Here is a 16,317-nt window from a genome sequence, read left to right on the forward strand (position 1 = left end):
CACGGTGTAAGACGCCGGAGATCTATGACGACGAGGAGCGATCAATGCCTGTGCAACCCAGACCCGGCGCCCCCGTCGACAAATCGGTCCTCACCAGACGCGGATTCATGGCCGCCGGCATCGCGGGCGGATTCGCGTTGGCGGCGTGCAGTCAGTCCAAGCCCGCGCTATCGGGCAACGCCCAGATGTCCGCGGCCATCGCCGCGGCCGAGGCCGCCCGGCCGCATAGTGGCCGCACCGTCACCGCCAGCCTGACCGTCCAGCAGGTCCAGGTCGACCTGGGTGGACCGGTCGTCCGCACCCTGGCCTACGGAAACACGATCCCGGGCTCGCCGATCCGCGCCAGGATCGGCGATGAACTAGTCGTGACGGTGAGCAACCGGCTCGACCATCCGACTTCGGTGCACTGGCACGGCATCGCGCTGCGCAACGACATGGACGGTGCCGCCCCCGCCACCCCGAACATTCCTGCCGGCCAGGACTTCACCTACCGGTTCTCGGTCCCGAATTCGGGCACCTACTGGGCCCATCCGCACACCGGTCTGGACGCCGACATGGGCCTATACCTACCGGTAATCGTAGACGACCCCACCGAGGGTAACTACGACGCCGAATGGATTGTGGTCCTTGATGATTGGACCGATGGTGTCGGAAAGTCACCTCAGCAGCTCTACACCGAGCTGACCAACCCGAACAAGCCCGCCCCCTCAAGCGCCCCCGAGACCACGTCGACAACGCCGCCGACCACCACGACAACAACGACAGCCAGTGAGACCTCGACGACCTCGTCCACCAGCGAAACCTCGACGACGTCGACCAGCCCCACCACGTCGACCAGTCCGACCACCCCGGCAGCCGGGAGCGTCGGTAGAAGTGATCTGCTCGGGGGCGACGCCGGAGACATCGCTTACCCCTACTATCTGGTCAACGGCCGAGTTCCCGCCGCTCCCATGACCTTCAGCGCGAAGCCCGGCCAGCGTATCCGGATCCGTTTCATCAACACCGGTTCCGACACCACGTTCCGTGTGGCGCTGGGCGGTCATTCGATGACCGTCACCCATACCGACGGCTACCCGGTGGTGCCGGCCCAAGTCGACGCCCTGCTCATCGGCATGGCGGAGCGCTACGACGTCATCGTGACGGCGGCCGACGGCGTTTTTCCGCTGGTCGCACTCGCCGAAGGAAAGAATGCCGTGGGGCGGGCGCTGTTGTCGACCGGAGCGGGCAGCCCACCCGATCCGGGGTTTCAACCGCCCGAACTCAACCGGCGGGTGGGCACGGTGGAAATGTTCACGGCGACAACGCCCGTCAATCTGGGCCGGCCCCAGTCCGGACTCGACCTACCGGTCGTGCTGGGCGGCAACATGACCCAATACAACTGGACGATCAACGGAAAGCCCTACAGCGCCACGGAGCCGTTGCACATCCGAGAGGGGGAACGGCCCACCCTCACGTTCGACAACGCCACGATGATGTATCACCCGATGCACCTGCACGGCCACACGTTCCAACTGATCAAGCCCGACGGCAGCCCCGGCGCGCGCAAGGACACCCTCATGGTGCTGCCCAAGCAGAAGTTGCTCGCCGTGCTGGTGGCCGACAATCCCGGCGTGTGGATGTTGCACTGCCACAACACCTATCACCAAGAGGCCGGCATGCAGACCCGCCTGGAGTACGTCTTCTAGACCTAGGCGGCGGCGAAGAAGTCGAGCAGCAGCTGGTTCACCGTCGTTGGCTGCTCGATCTGCGGGCAGTGGCCGGCCTTGTCGACCACGACCGAACGGGCGCCGTCGATCTCCTTGGCGATCTGCGCGGCCCAGCCGGCCGGAAGGAGCTTGTCGTGTCCACCCTCGACGACCAGCGTCGGCGCGGTGATGCGCTCGTAGGCTCGAGCGCTCGAGGGTGTGCCGGACGGCGTGGCCCCCGGGCGACGAAACCGGGCCGCGGCGACGGCCTCCCACGCCCCCGGCGCGGTGCTCGACTCAAAGCGGCGCCGCACGTAATCGTCGTCGGCGGGATAGCCCGGGTCGTGGAACAGGGCCTCGACGATGCGCCGCATGCCGGGCAACGTTGCGTCGTATTGCTGTAGCGCCTCGAAGTGCTGATTCTGTTGAATTTCGCCGCCCCCGCAGATGATCGTCAGGGTGCGGACGGGCAGCAGGGGTGCGTCCGAGGTGGCGTCGGTCAGCAAGTTGATGGCGCCCATCGAGTTGCCCACGAAGTGCGCCGAGGCGATGCCGAGCAGCTCGCAGAACCGCGCCACGTGCCGGATCCGCATCCCGCGTCCGTCAACGAAGTCGATGACCTTTGCCGACTCTCCGAAGCCTAGCTGGTCCGGCGCCAGCACTCGGTATCGCGCGGCGAGGGCGGCGATGTTGCGTTCCCAGCCGAGTTCGGCGCCGGCACCGAACTCACCGCCGTGCAGCAGCACCACCGGGTCGCCGTCGCCCGCTTCCAGATAGCTGGTGGCCAGCCCGTCGACCGTCGTGGTTCTGCGCTGGATCTGCATCACTTGATCGCTATCGGATTCACCGGTGAGCCGACGGCCCCAACGAATCTCAGGGGCGGCGCGACGAGCTGGAACTCGTAGACCCCGTCCTCGGCGCAGTCGGCCGCCAGCGCGGAAAGGTCCCAGTACTCGCCGAGCATCATTCCCATGTCGCGCAGCGTCAGCAGGTGGAAGGGCAGAAACACTCCGTCGACACCGGACACCGGGTCTTCGACCTGCAGGTTGTCGGAGGCCACGGCGGCGACCTCGTGATCGTGTAGCCACGAGGCGCACCGCCAGTCCAATCCCGAGTACGGCTCGGTCTTGTCGCCGGTCATGAGAAACCTTGTCCACCAACCGGTTCGGATGAGCACGATGTCGCCGCGTTCGATCGTTACACGCTGCGCGCGAACGACGTCGTCCAGTTCCTCGGGGCTGATCGGGTTTCCGTGTTCGAGGAACACCTCGGCGCCCCGGTGGCGGACCAGGTCCAGCAGCACGCCACGCGAGGTGATGCCCTTGCCGTCGACCTTCTCGATTCCAAGGTGAAAGGCCCCCAGGCTGGTGACCGAACTCGCCGAGAAACCGTTGTAGAGCTTGTCTTCGTAGTACACGTGCGACAGCGCGTCCCACTGGGTGGCGGCCTGAAGCGGCATGATGATCATGTCGTCGTTGAAGCGGAACAGGTTGTCGACGAAGTACGGGCCCATCTGCGCCGCCGTCGGATTCCGCCCCCAACCCGGTCCGTACTGCGGGAGTGAGTTGACATCGCCGCCGTCCACCGTCATGACGTGTATCGGATTGTGCCGGAAACCGAAGGCGCCCTGCGGGCCTGACGAACCGAAATCCACTCCGAGCGGGAACACCTTGCCGTGCCGGACCAGGCCGGCGGCCTGGGCAACCTTGTCCGCGGTGATGAAGTTCAGCGTGCCCAGCTCGTCGTCAGCGCCCCACCGCCCCCAGTTGGAGACTTCGCGAGCGGCCCGGCGGAAGTCGGTCACGCTGGCCACGGCGCTCCCTCCTCCAGTTCTCTGGCGATGGCGGCACCCACGTTCCCGCCGTCGACCCACAACACCTGGCCCGAAATATAGCTGGCGGCATTGCTATTCAGGAAGAGCAGGGCCGAGGCTTGTTCGGCGGGCCCGGACACCCGCCCCAGGGGTTTGGGGATGTCGTCGAGGAAGGCCTGCCCGTACGCGCCGCGAAGCTGGTCGAGGATCGGGGTTTCGGTGACCCCGGGACCGGTGCAGTTGATGCGGATTCCCCGCCCGCCGAGGACCGTGGCGCTTCGCATCGTGTAGAGGATGATCGCTTCCTTGGAGAACTGATAGCCGCGGCCGGCGAGCGCGTCGGGGTGGGCGTGGCACCAGTCGATGCCTTCCCGCATGGTCGCGGTGTTCAGTAGCGGCGCCACCGACCGGAGATGGTCGCGGTATGCCGCCGCCGCGAGTGACGAGACGCTCACGATGGAAGACCCCGCCGGCATCCTCGGAATCAGCGCCTCGGTGATGTGCCGCAGCCCAAGGAAGTTGATGGTGACGACCAGTGGCGGATTGCCGATGCCCGACGAGACACCGGCGACGTTGAAGAGCGCGTCGACGCGCCCGTCGACGGCGGCGACCGCGGCATCGATCGATCCTTGCTCAGCGAGGTCGACCTCGTGAAAGTCGTTGATTTCGAAGGCGGGCGGCCGCTTGTCCAGACCGACGACTTCGGCCCCCAACTCCGTGAGCTGGCGCACCACATGTTCGCCGATGCCCGAGGCGCAGCCGGTCACCAGCGCCCGGCAGCCGTCATAGCGCCACAGCTCGTCGATTCGTCCCAAGACTCAACCGGCTTTCGGTGTCACTTGCCTTGCTGTTCTTTCAACCGCTGGGCCGCCTGGACGCGGCCCTCATTGATCTCCGCCATGGCTTCGGGGATCTCGCTGGCGGTGAACTTACCGCCCCGGCCGGTCGGCAGGCCACCGAACGAATAGTGCTCGTCGAAGTGCGGCGCGGTCGATGCCGGCCGCCGCGCCTCGACCTTCTCGATGACGGGCTCCAACCGCTTGGCCTTTTCGGCCGTTGCTTTCGCGTCGCGCTCGATGAACTCGGGCAGCACTTCGGAGCCCATCAGCTCGATGGATTCCATGGTGCCCTCGTGGCTTCGCGGGTTGAGCAGCAGGATGATCTCGTCCACGCCGCTTTCCTCGTAACCGCGCAGGAACTCCCGCACCGTGGCCGGAGAACCGATCGCGCCCCGGCCGGGGCCGTAAGCCAGCGTCGGATCCTTCTCGACCTCTTCGAGATACCGCTGCCAAACCCCGGTCCGCCCGGGAGTGTGTACGCCCGTCATGTAGTAGTGCATGATGCCGAACGAGAAGAAGCCGCCGCCCTGACCGAGCCGTTGCAGCGCCTGCTCGTCGGACTTGGCGACCATCATCGACAGGTCGCCGCCGATGGCCAGAATGTTCGGATTGATCCGCGGTGTAACGGGCACGCCGTTCTCTTCGAACTCCTTGTAGTAACCGTTCACCCGTTCGGTCAGCGGTCCGGGTCCGGTGTAGGCGAAACTCAATGCACCAATGGCCTTTTGGGCAGCCATCTGCACGCTCGCCGGGCGCGTGCAGGCGACCCAGACCGGCGGGTGCGGCTTTTGCAGCGGCTTGGGGACGACGTTGCGTGCCGGCATCTGGACGTGCTCACCGTTGAAGCCCGCGAAGGGTTCCTCGATCATGCAGCGGATCGAGACCTCGAGCGCCTCCTCCCACTGGGCCCGTTTGTCGGCCGGATCGATGTTGAATCCACCGAGCTCACCGACGGAGGACGACTCCCCGGTGCCGAATTCCACGCGGCCGTTGGAGAGCAGGTCGAGGGTGGCGATGCGTTCGGCGACCCGGGCCGGGTGATTGACCACGGGTGGCAGATGCATGATGCCAAACCCCAACCGGATGTTCTTGGTCCGCTGACTGGCCGCGGCCAGGAAGATTTCCGGTGCCGTCGAGTGGCAGTACTCCTCGAGGAAGTGGTGCTCGGTCAGCCAGACGGTGGAGAATCCTGCCTTGTCGGCGGCCTCGACCTCGTCGAGGCAGTCTTGCATCATGACGTGCTCGTCGTCGGGCGCCCAGGGCCGCGGTAGGGCGAACTCGTAGAACAGCGATATTTTCATTGCTACCTCCTATGAGAATTAAGGGTTCGGTTGGCGGCTTGTGCGGCAAGGTGATTCGCCGCGACGAAGCCGAAGGTCATCGCGGGGCCGATCGTCGCCCCCGCGCCGGCATAGCTGCGTCCCATCACCGGCGCGGACGTGTTGCCCACCGCGTACAGCCCCGGCACCACGGTGTCGTCGTCCCGCAGCACCCGCGCGTATTCGTCGGTACGCAGGCCGCCGGATGTCCCGAGGTCGCCCAGGACGATCCGGAATGCGTAGTACGGCGGATCGCCCAGCGGGTACAGGTTCGGGTTGGGCAGGGTCGGATCACCGTAGTAGTTGTCGTAGACGCTGTCGCCGCGGTTGAAGTCGTCGTCGTGGCCCTTGCGGGCGAGTTCATTGAAGCGCCTGGCGGTTTCGGACAGATTCTGCGCGGGAACGCCGATCCTGTCCGCCATCTCCTCCCACGTCATCGCCGCCTTGACCACGCCCGATTCCAGCCAAGCCGAAGGGACCTTGCGGCCGGTGGGGACCGGCGCGCCCGGGATTTTCGGTATCGGCAGATGGCCGCCGATGACATAGCGATTCCACGACCTGTGGTCGGTGAGCAGCCAACAGGGGATGTGGGTAACTCCGGATTTGTGGCCGTCGATCATGGCGTGACCGAAGTCCATGTAGGGCGCGGCCTCGTTGATGAAGCGCGTGCCGTTGCCGTTGACGATGAACTGCGCAGGCATCATGCGTTCGTTGAGCATGAATTGCATGCGACCGTCCGGCCATTGGATGGCGGGGAACCACCACGCCTCGTCGAGCAACTCGGTTGCGGCGCCGACCTTTTGCGCCGCCCGGATGCCGTCGCCCATGGCGGCGGGGTTGCCGAAGCTCCAGTCCTGATCCACTACGGGTAGTAGTTCCTTGCGCCACGCGAGGTCGTGGTCGAAGCCACCGGACGCCAGGATGACCCCGAGGTGCGCCCCGATCCGCTGCGTTTCACCACCCCTTTCCAATGACACGCCGGTAACGGTCCCGTCCGCGTCGGTGAGCAACTCGGTCATCGGCGAGTCCAGCCACAGCGGGATGCCGCGTTCACGCATGGTCAGCCGCAGGCGCGCGGCCAATGACTGTCCGATCGCCGCCATCCGTTCGCCGAACAGCCGCGCCCGAACCATCCGCGAAATCAGCTTGAGGAGCACGCCTTTGCCGGCCCACGATTGCCGGATGCGGTAGAAGGTCCGAAGTTCTTTGGGCCCCAGCCAGATTCCCTTGGGGGCCAGCGCCAAGGGCTGCAGAAGCTTGTGCTCGTCGGGCCCCAGTTTCCGCAGGTCGATGGGCGGCACGTTGATCGTGCTGCCGAGTTCGGATCCGCCGGGCAGTTCCGGGTAGTAGTCGGCGTAACCGGGTTTCCAGACGAATTCACACCACCCGGAGAGCCGTTCGAGGAATTCGAGCATTTTCGGCGCGGATTCGACGTACTGCCGTATCCGGGCCTCGCTGACGAATCCTTCGGTGATCCGTTGCAGGTATTCGACGACGCCCTCGGGTGAGGGCACGTAGCCCTCCCTGCGCTGCGCGGGCGCGCCCGGCACCCAGATGCCGCCCCCGGACAGCGCGGTGGATCCGCCGAAGAACGACGACTTCTCCACGACCAGCGCGTCCAGGCCCGCGGCTTGGGCGGTCAGGGCGGCGGTCATGCCGCCGCCGCCCGACCCGACGACGAGTACGTCGACGACGTGGTCGAACCCGTCCTCCCCGCCCGTCATTTCAGCACTGCCGTTCTGATGGCGAACCCGGCGATCAGTTCGGCGGCCGGCTTGTAGTAGCGCCCCACGGTTTCGTACGGCCCGGCGCTCGCCAGCGCCGAGAATGCGGCGATCCAGGTTCTGATTTCCTGGGCGGAGCCCCCACCCTCGTGCGCGACGAACGAGTTCGACCACTGGTCGAGTTCGGCGAGCCAGCCGCCGTCGATGATCTCGAGGAATCGCTGGTCCCACACCGGGTTCAGTGCCTGCAGCTCGTCCTCGCCTGCGGCGAAGCGCTTGGCCGCATCGATCACGGCCGCCTGCCGGGCCTGGCGCTGCTCGGGCGTCATCGGCCGGCCGTGCACGATGCGCTCCAGTACCGGCGGCGGTGCGGTCGCCAATGTCGGTACCGGCGGGCTGTGGGAAAGCCCACCGGATCCCAGCACCAGGACCCGCTTGTCGAGTGTGGTCAGATAGGTGCCGACGGCCGCACCGAGCGCCCGGCAACGATGCAATGGCCCCAGTGGGACGCCGATCGCGTTGATGAAGATCGGTATCACCGGGCGTGAGGTGGCCTCGCCAAACAACTTCTCGAGGGGCTGAACGGTTCCATGATCCACGTCCATGCAGGCCGAAACCGCGACGTCGACCCCCGCGTCGAGGACGGCTTTCGCGCACTCGGTGGCCAGCCTTTCCGGAACGTCGAGCGGGCCCGCATGGGTGCCGTAATCACCAACTCCGTTGGCGCCCGTGCCGATACAGAAGGGCGGCATCATCTTGTAGAAGAACCCGTTGTAGTGGTCCGGGGAGAAGGTGACGACCAGTTCGGGGTCGTAGTCGGCGACGAATTGTCGCGCGCCGGCGATCGCGCCTTCGATGTCGTCAAGCAGGTCCTGCGACGGCCCCGGAAGATTCAGGAGCGGGCTGTGCGACATACAGCACAGAGCCAGTGCCACTTTGCGGATCACCCCCTCGCGGCGTGAGTGTGAGTGCATCGATGAGCGCGGCGCTCAGGTCGGGGGCGCGCTGCGCGATGCACGCACCGGCGATGCACCGATCGGGACGCAGGAACAACACCGATTCCTCGTGGGTGTCGAACCAGGATTTGACCGCACCGTCGCGGTCGCCCACGACGACGACGTCGGGATCGTCGTGGCCGGTCCAGTGCAGTTGGGTCAGTGGCCGCAACGCAATGAATCGGGCGCCCAGGGCTTTCCAGTTCGCGAAGGCGGCGTCACCGAGAATGTACCGGGGGTTGTTGTTCCAGCAGAGCACCGCGAACCAGTCGCCGAGCACGTCGTCCAGCAGCACGTTCTGCCGATCCCGGGTGTCGACCCGGGGCTGGATGAACAGCGTGCCCACCGCTGAATCCGCCCGGCCGGTGCCGGGTTCGTGAACGACGGCCCCCTGTTCGTAGCGCGGCATCGGCTTGAACCGCATCTCCAGGACATACCGCTTGAGCGACGGCACAATTGACGCCGACCGCACCAAAAGGTTTCGCGCGCCGGCCACCCGGCGGTTGGTGGGCGAAATCACTCGCCCCACCATGGTGGAAAGGTCGATCATGGCCCGCGCGTGCTTGCGGCGCTCCATGTCATAGGTGTCCAGCAAGTGCTCGCCGGCACGCCCGCTCACGACCGCGGCGAGCTTCCAACCCAGATTGGCCGCGTCGCGGATGCCGCTGTTGTAACCCTGGCCCTGCCAGACGGGCATCAGGTGCGCGGCGTCCCCGGCCAGCAACAGCCGGCCCTTGCGGAACGCGCCGGCGATCCGCGAGTGATGGGTGTAGACCCGGCGCCGGATCACGTCGACGCGGTCCGGGTGCGGCACCATCCGGGCCAGCATCCGCGTCAGGAACGCCGGATCCTCAGCCTGCTCGTCGGTCTCGTCGGCGTGAATCATGAACTCGAAGCGGCGAATTCCGTGCGCGATCGAGATCGAGGCATAGGGCCGTTCCGGGTCGGCGCCGACCTCGCTGTTGGGGTGACCGAGCGGGTCGTTGGCGATGTCGACCACCAGCCAGCGGGTCGACGAAGTTGTCCCGTCGAAAGATACGCCCATCATGCGGCGGGTCATACTGCGACCGCCGTCGCATCCCACCACGTAACGCGCTCGGAGGCTGGACGTTTCATGGTCGCGCTCGCCCCCGAGTTCGACGGTCACCCCGTCGGCGTCGTCCTGACACGCCACCATCGGTCGTCCCCACCGCACCTCGACGTGCCCGAATCGTTCCAGCCCGGCCAGCAATTCGGCGTCGACGAGCGGTTGCACGAAACCGTTGCGCTTCGGCCACCCGAACCGCGCATCGGGCGGCGCCATTTCGGCGAGCACCCGCCGCCTCGCGTCGACGAACCGCAGGATCTGGTTGGGCACCGTATGCGGCACGATGCGATCGGCCAGCCCGATCGACTGGAAGGTCCGCAGCGCCTCGTCGTCGAGCCCCACCCCGCGCGGATAGTCGATCAGCGTGTCGCGTTCGTCGACCACCACGGTCCGGATGCCCCGCAGCCCAAGGATATTGGCCAAAGTCAGGCCGACCGGGCCGGCGCCGACCACGACGACGTCGGTCTCGATTCCTGCCGGCTGGCGCCCCGCGTCGACCATCACCGCCCCAACAGGAAGTCGAGATGCAGCCGATTGAAAGTCTTGGGGTCCTCGTACTGCGGCCAGTGCCCGCAGCCGGGCATCACCTCGAAGCGGGCGTTGGGAATCATCGACGCGATGCGGCGGCCCTCGGTCACGTCCGCGGTGGGGTCGTCGCTGGTCCACAACACCAGCGTCGGCGCGGTGATCGCACCGTATTCGTCCGGGCCGATGATGTTGCGCGCCCGAATCTCGGGGTCCTGCAGGGCCATGATGTCGCGCATGGCGTCGACGAATCCCGGTTGGCGATAGACGCGTTGGCGGCTGGCGACGAGGTCGTCGTAGCCCTTGGACTTGTCGGCCATCAACCACTTGATCCGCGCTTGCACCGTTTCCCACGTCGGGTCTTCCGCGGCCGCCATGGATAGCGTGATGATGCGCTTCATCACCACCGGGTCGGCTTGGGAGCCGCCGGCGGTATTGAGGACGAGGCGGTCGACCACGTCGGGATGGTCGATGGCGGCGCGGGTGGCCACCCAACCGCCCAGCGATTCACCGCTGATGCTGGCGCGATTGACGCCGATGGTGCGCAGGACGGCCATCAGGTGCTCCACATAGTGGTGGACCTCCAGCGGGTGGCCCGGTTTGCTGGTGTAGCCGTGGCCCAGCATGTCTATCGACCAGGTCCAGAAGTGCTCGGCGTGCGCCCCCAGGTTGCGGACGTAGGCCTCGGCGTGGCCACCGGATCCGTGCAACAGCATCAGCACCGGCTTGCCGGGGTCGCCGGCCCGCAGGTAGCGGGTCCGCACACCCCCGGCGTCGAGGTAGCCCTGCTCAAACGCGACGCCCTGGAGATCGCTCCAGATGCTTTCGAACTCCGCCACGGTTCCTCTCTGGCCTTCAGATCGTGGAAATCGTATTCTCGTTCTTGACGAACTTGGTGTGCTAATATCGCACACTAGCGTGCGTTATTAATAGAGCTTCGCTCTCGCAAGGAGGTCTGTCAAGGCTGTGGCAGGTTCGGTGACAGGTTCACAAACGCTGGCCCGGGGGCTGACCGCGCTGCAGGTGGTGGCGGATGCCCCAGGTGGGCTTACCGTGCAACAGCTCGCCGAACAGGTCGGGGTGCATCGCACCATCGCCTATCGACTGCTTTCAACGCTGGCCGAATTCCGATTGGTGGCCAAGGGAGAGGACGGGCGCTACCGGCCGGCTTCCGGGCTCGCCGTTCTCGGCGCTTCGTTCGACCGCAACGTGCGCCAGGTCAGCCTGCCGACCCTGCGCGCGCTGGCCGACGAGCTGGGCACCACGGTGTCGTTGCTCATGGCCGAGGGGGACCAGCAGGTGGCGATCGCGGTCATCGTGCCGAGCCATGTTGCCTACCAACTGTCCTTCCACGAAGGAAGTCGATATCCGCTCGAACGGGGTGCGGCCGGAATCGCCTTGCTCGCGAGCATGCCGCCGCGTCCCGGGGAACGCGACCTGGTCACCCGCGCTCGCGAGAGCGGCTGGGTGAGCACCTACGGGGAGATCGAGCCGAACACCTACGGCCTGGCCGTGGCGGTGCGCCGCCACCCGCCCTCCCCGCCCACGTGCATCAACCTCATCTCCCACCGAGAAGACGTCGTGATGCGTGGAAAAGATGCGGTCATCAAAGCCGCGAAGCAGTTGTCCGAGCTGCTGGGCTGAAGGGATAACGATCAATGTCGTGGGACATGCAAGTCGACGTCGTCGTGCTCGGCAGTGGTGGCGCCGGGCTTACCGCCGCCCTCACCGCGGCCGCATCCGGCGCCTCGGCGGAGGTCTTCGAGAAGGCGCCGACCGTCGGGGGGACCACCGCGGTGTCGGGTGGCGTCGTCTGGATCCCGGCCCATAACCGTTCGCCCGACGGCGAATTGACGACCGCCGACGCGTTGCGATACCTGCGCGCGCAGTCCCTGGGCTCGATGGACGACGAGTCGGTCGAGACATTCGTGCGCACCGGCCCGGCGATGCTCGACTTCGTCGAGGCGCACAGCGGTTTGCGCTTCGAGATCGCCACCGGCTTCCCCGACTATCGGCCCGAATTGCCGGGAGGGCAACCGGCCGGCGGCCGTTCACTGAGTGCCGCTCCCTTCGATCTGGCGCAGTTGGGCGAGTGGGCCACTCGGATCACGTCGTTTCCCGCCGACTGGTCCAACGTCGGATTCGATGCCGAGACCAGGGCCCGTCTGCACGCGGCGATCGATGAAAGAACGAGCCACCTGTGCGTTGCAGGCACCGCCCTGATCGCCGGGCTCCTCAAGGGACTGCTGGACGCCGGCGTCACCCCACACACCAACGCGCGGGCCGAACGACTCATCGCCGAGGACGGAGAAATCACCGGGGTGCGAATCGGCCTGCAGGGACGCAGCATCGACGTTCGCGCCCGAAACGGCGTCATCCTCGGCACCGGCGGCTTCGAGTGGGATCCCGCTCTGGCGCAAGCCTTTCTGCGCGGCCCGATGCACGGCGCGGTCTCGCCGCCCAATAACACCGGCGACGGCCTGCGCATGGCGATGGCACAGGGCGCGGACCTGGCGAACATGGGCGAGGCCTGGTGGGTGCCGATCGTCCAAATCCCCGACGACACCATCGAGGGCAAGCCACGCAGCCGCAGTGTACGGCTGGAACGGACGCGGCCAAGGAGCATCATCGTCAATTCGGCGGGCCGTCGATTCGTCAACGAGGCCTGCGACTACAACTCGATGGCCGGTGCGTTCCACTACCTCGATCCACGCGGCGGGTACGTCAACGACCGCGGGTGGATGGTGTTCGATTCAATTCACCTGCAGCGCTACGGGTTCCTGGGCATCGAACCGGGACAGCCCGTTCCGGACTGGTTCTGTGAGTCGGCGGACCTCGCCGAGTTGGCGGGCAAGACCGGCATCGAGGCGGACGGCCTGATCCGCACCGTCGAGGCCTGGAACCGCCACGTGGCCGCCGGCGCCGATCCCGACTTCGGGCGCGGCTCCAGCGCGTACGACGGCTACTGGGGCGACGACAGTGCGACCACACCGGCCGGCAAAACCCTCGGCCCGATCGACACCGCCCCCTTCTACGCGGTGCCGGTGCGCATCGGCGCGATGGGCACCAAGGGCGGCCCCCGGACCGATCGCGACGGCCGCGTGTTGCATGTGGGCGGTGAGCCCATCCCGGGTCTTTACGCCGCCGGCAACGCGATGGGCGGTGTGACCGGACGCGCTTACGGCGGTGCCGGCGGAACGTTGGGTCCCGCAATGGTGTTCGGTTACCGCGCCGGGTATGCGGCCGCCACCGGAAAGTCCGTCGACCTGAAGTAGCGAGCCGCGCACCACCTTGGGCATCGAGCGTGGCCGATTACTTGCGGTTGCCGTCGCCCAATCAGCCTATTTCGCGATCGGCACCTCGACGCAGATGTGAGTTCCGACCGGGACATCGAGGAAGACGAAATCTCCCCCGGCGGCGTCCACACGCGCCCGGTGCGACGCCAATCCGATGTGTCCCTCACCGAGGCGGCGGGCCACGGTCCCGACGTCGAATCCCACGCCATCATCGACCACGTTCAGGACGCACCTGTCGTCGGTAATTCCAAGCATGACCGAAGTGCTGCGAGCCCGGGAATGTTGCACGACATTGGACAGCAATTCGCGCACCACACCGAACACGATCGGGTCGATCGCATTGCGAATCGGGTAATCGATGTCGGTGGAGATCTCGATGCCCGAACGCTGGGCGGCGAAGACGGCCAGCTGCTGCACCGCGGCCGCGAGGCCGACCTGCTCGAGGACGGCGGGATGCAACTCGAAAGTCGCCTGCCGCAGGCGTTCCGACGCCATCTGAAGACCGGTGAGCGCCCGTCCGACACGATCATCGCCGGGCAGTTCCGCGCCCAACTCGACGAGTTCTTGGCGCACCGCCAAGATGTCCTGCAGCGGCCCATCGTGAATGGATTCCGAGATCCGCCGCTGCTCGACGTCGGACGCGGTCATCGTTTGAGCGAGCAACTCCTCACGCAGTGTGCTCAGGCCCGCGACTGATCGCACGTGTCGCTCCTCGATCCGGACGACGACGAGTGCCGTGGCGCACAGAAACCCGTAGAGCCCGAGCAGAAATACCGAGCTCGGCCAGTGCCCCGGACTCATCAGCACCCTGTCGTGGATGCCGGCGATGGCGAAGCCGACGAGCGTGAAGGTGAGCACCACCGCCGCACGCCGCGACGACACATCCACGCCCACCAGAACCGGCAGCAGCACCATGATCAGCAGCGGCAGGATCCCGAGGGCGGACAGCAATTGAAAGCCCGTCAACGCGACCACGTCGAGGATGGTGAAAGCAAACGGCTCCAGCCGGCCGACCCCGGCCGGGCCGCCCAACCCGACCCATCGGCGCACGGGGGTGAATGCCAGCACGAACGCGCAGAGCGCAACGAATGCGTACGCGACGACGAGGGCGCTTTGCTGCGGCCATTCCCACCGCGGGGTGTCGACGACCATGGCGGCAACCATGAGGCCCACCACACAGATCCGGAGCACCGAAACGATTCGATACGAGCGCAACTGGTGCACGCTGCGCACCCGGTCCAGTTCTGTGTCGCTGCCTTCGGTCATCCGATCACCGTAGTAATCCGCCTCGGCCCCGCCGAAGCAAACCGGCAGATTCCCCATCAGATTGCCCGGAAATTGAGAACGGCGCTCTTGAGCAGACCGCTACACTCATCGCCATGGCCGGGCCAGCAACGCCAGAAAAGGTGCGGGTGGTTGTCGGCGACGACCACCCGCTCTTTCGCGAAGGCGTGGTGCGTGCGCTCTCGTCGAGCGGTTCGGTGCATGTCGTCGGCGAGGCGGAGGACGGCTCGGCGGCGCTGGAATTGATCAAGGAGCACCTGCCCGACATCGCTCTGCTCGACTACCGAATGCCCGGCATGGACGGTGGCCAGGTGGCGGCGGCGGTGCGGAGCCAGGAGTTGCCGACCCGCGTGCTGCTGATCTCGGCGCACGACGAGCCCGCCATCGTGTACCAGGCGCTGCAGCAGGGCGCAGCCGGATTCGTGCTCAAGGACTCGACCCGCAGCGAAATCGTCAAGGCCGTGCTCGACTGCGCGCAGGGCCGCGACGTGGTGGCACCGGCTTTGGTGGGAGGCCTTACCGCGGAGATCCGTCACCGGGCGGAGCCGACGGGTCCGGTACTCAGTGCGCGAGAACGCGAGGTGCTCAACCGGATTGCGCGTGGTCAGAGCATCCCGGTGATCGCGGGTGAGCTGTACGTGGCTCCGTCGACGGTCAAGACACACGTGCAACGCCTGTACGAGAAGCTTGGCGTCAGCGATCGCGCGGCCGCCGTTGCCGAGGCGATGCGGCAAGGTCTGCTCAGCTAGCGGCCGACCGGTCGGGTCCGACCGGCGCCGGCCCATCCGCCCGCAGCAGCGCTTTCGCGAAGGCCGCGGCCTCGGCCACCAGCCGGCGAGCCCGGTGTTCCACCTCGTCGAGGTGTCCGGCGCTCACCCCGGCGCGGGTCAGCTGCCGCTTGGCGGAAACCAACGGATCGACCGCGGCGGGGTGGTTGGTCCGGAAGGTCACCGCTTCCACCATCGCAGGACCGCCACCGGCGCTCGCTCGTTCCACCGCTTCCGCGACCGAGTCATACACGGCCCCAACGCTGTTGCCGTCCACCGACAGCACGGGCAGGCCGTGGTGCTCGCGCGGACCCCGGCGCACGCCGGACGCGCTGCGGATGTTTTCGACGACGAACACCACCGGGAGTCGCCACGACAGCGCGATCTGCGCGGCCGACTTGAACTCGGCGGAGTTCACGGCTTCGTCCCCGATGACGCACAGGGTCACCTTCCCGTCGCCGGCGTGCCGCTGCGCGTAGGCATCACCCAACGCGAACAAGATCGACTGCCGCACAGGGTCGGTGGTGGCGAACAACTGCTTCCATTCCGTGGCGAATTGGCTTTCCTTCGCGCCTCCGGCCGCAGCCCGGCTCGGGGTGATCATCTCGGCGATCGCCGGACCCAGCGGAAGGGCGAGGCCGACCCGCTGGGCGTGCTCGAAGTGGTGGATCGCGGTGCTCATGACGTCGCCGGGTCGAAGCGCCGCGACGGCGCCGACGGCCACCGCCTCCTGGCCGAATGCGGCGCCCGTCGTTCCCTTGAGCAGACCGCCGATGCGACGCTCTTCCAGCGCCATGTCGAGCAGTCGCATAACCCACATCCGGCGGTACAGCTCCAGCTGCTCACCGAGGTTTACGGCCGACAATTCGGGTGTGCGAGCCATGTGCGGGTCTCCTAACTGATCCTGGGTGGCGGCGTCGAGGTGACCGCCGTGTTGTACACAAGATCAACGTAGGCAGAGTGACGCGACCGGACCTCCGCCG

General features: G+C 66.7%; 14 protein-coding genes. 4 read left to right on the forward strand and 10 right to left on the reverse strand.

Translation table 11 applies throughout. The annotated features are described in order from the left end of the window. The first annotated feature begins 44 nt into the window (after positions 1–44). On the forward strand, positions 45–1,685 hold the full coding sequence (locus A5750_RS14215) for a multicopper oxidase family protein (RefSeq protein WP_067263590.1): 1,641 nt from the start codon (positions 45–47) through the stop codon (positions 1,683–1,685). Positions 1,686–1,687: 2 nt separating this feature from the next. Here the strand turns inward: A5750_RS14215 and A5750_RS14220 are convergent, their stop codons facing one another. The 8 genes from A5750_RS14220 to A5750_RS14255 are packed head-to-tail and all read right to left on the reverse strand — an operon-like array spanning position 1,688 to position 10,826. Continuing rightward, a complete protein-coding gene (locus tag A5750_RS14220) occupies positions 1,688–2,509 on the reverse strand; it encodes an alpha/beta fold hydrolase (RefSeq protein WP_067263592.1) in 822 nt (273 codons plus the stop codon). After that, positions 2,509–3,498: a cyclase family protein gene (locus tag A5750_RS14225; protein WP_067263594.1), complete on the reverse strand. Its 990-nt coding sequence runs from the start codon at positions 3,496–3,498 to the stop codon at positions 2,509–2,511. The genes A5750_RS14220 and A5750_RS14225 overlap by 1 nt, the downstream gene beginning before the upstream one ends. Further along, a complete protein-coding gene (locus A5750_RS14230) occupies positions 3,486–4,313 on the reverse strand; it encodes a coniferyl-alcohol dehydrogenase (RefSeq protein ID WP_067263596.1) in 828 nt (275 codons plus the stop codon). Before A5750_RS14230 ends, A5750_RS14225 begins: the two co-directional genes overlap by 13 nt. Before the next feature lie 20 nt (positions 4,314–4,333). Beyond that, positions 4,334–5,638 (reverse strand): LLM class flavin-dependent oxidoreductase, encoded by a 1,305-nt coding sequence (locus tag A5750_RS14235; RefSeq protein WP_066958000.1) that lies wholly within the window; start codon positions 5,636–5,638, stop codon positions 4,334–4,336. 2 nt (positions 5,639–5,640) lie between these two features. After that, positions 5,641–7,380: an FAD-binding protein gene (locus tag A5750_RS14240; RefSeq protein ID WP_067263598.1), complete on the reverse strand. Its 1,740-nt coding sequence runs from the start codon at positions 7,378–7,380 to the stop codon at positions 5,641–5,643. After that, a complete protein-coding gene (locus A5750_RS14245) occupies positions 7,377–8,294 on the reverse strand; it encodes a 3-carboxyethylcatechol 2,3-dioxygenase (protein WP_067263600.1) in 918 nt (305 codons plus the stop codon). The genes A5750_RS14240 and A5750_RS14245 overlap by 4 nt, the downstream gene beginning before the upstream one ends. Further along, positions 8,242–9,963, reverse strand: coding sequence for a bifunctional 3-(3-hydroxy-phenyl)propionate/3-hydroxycinnamic acid hydroxylase (locus tag A5750_RS14250; protein ID WP_067263601.1), 1,722 nt, complete (start codon positions 9,961–9,963; stop codon positions 8,242–8,244). Before A5750_RS14250 ends, A5750_RS14245 begins: the two co-directional genes overlap by 53 nt. After that, on the reverse strand, positions 9,963–10,826 hold the full coding sequence (locus A5750_RS14255; RefSeq protein WP_067263604.1) for an alpha/beta fold hydrolase: 864 nt from the start codon (positions 10,824–10,826) through the stop codon (positions 9,963–9,965). The genes A5750_RS14250 and A5750_RS14255 overlap by 1 nt, the downstream gene beginning before the upstream one ends. 127 nt (positions 10,827–10,953) lie before the next feature. Between A5750_RS14255 and A5750_RS14260 the strand changes: the two genes are divergently transcribed. Then, the gene (locus A5750_RS14260; protein ID WP_067263606.1) at positions 10,954–11,631 is read left to right on the forward strand and encodes an IclR family transcriptional regulator; all 678 of its coding nucleotides are present in this window, start codon (positions 10,954–10,956) and stop codon (positions 11,629–11,631) included. Positions 11,632–11,645: 14 nt separating this feature from the next. Beyond that, positions 11,646–13,262, forward strand: a complete 1,617-nt coding sequence (locus tag A5750_RS14265; protein WP_067263608.1) for an FAD-dependent oxidoreductase — start codon at positions 11,646–11,648, stop codon at positions 13,260–13,262. A 66-nt stretch (positions 13,263–13,328) separates the two neighbouring features. On the opposite strand, the gene A5750_RS14270 is transcribed toward A5750_RS14265, so the two are convergent. Then, on the reverse strand, positions 13,329–14,549 hold the full coding sequence (locus A5750_RS14270) for a sensor histidine kinase (RefSeq protein ID WP_067263754.1): 1,221 nt from the start codon (positions 14,547–14,549) through the stop codon (positions 13,329–13,331). A gap of 113 nt (positions 14,550–14,662) precedes the next feature. Here A5750_RS14270 and A5750_RS14275 point away from each other — a divergent pair, with 113 nt between their 5' ends. Next, positions 14,663–15,316: a response regulator transcription factor gene (locus A5750_RS14275; protein ID WP_066957983.1), complete on the forward strand. Its 654-nt coding sequence runs from the start codon at positions 14,663–14,665 to the stop codon at positions 15,314–15,316. On the opposite strand, the gene A5750_RS14280 is transcribed toward A5750_RS14275, so the two are convergent. Continuing rightward, positions 15,309–16,217 carry a thiamine pyrophosphate-dependent enzyme gene (locus tag A5750_RS14280; protein ID WP_067263610.1) on the reverse strand — a complete coding sequence of 303 codons (909 nt, stop codon included), beginning with the start codon at positions 16,215–16,217 and terminating at the stop codon, positions 15,309–15,311. The genes A5750_RS14275 and A5750_RS14280 overlap by 8 nt on opposite strands. Positions 16,218–16,317 lie beyond the last annotated feature (100 nt).

It is taken from the genome of Mycobacterium sp. 852002-51613_SCH5001154, from assembly GCF_001667425.1.
Classification (GTDB): domain Bacteria; phylum Actinomycetota; class Actinomycetes; order Mycobacteriales; family Mycobacteriaceae; genus Mycobacterium.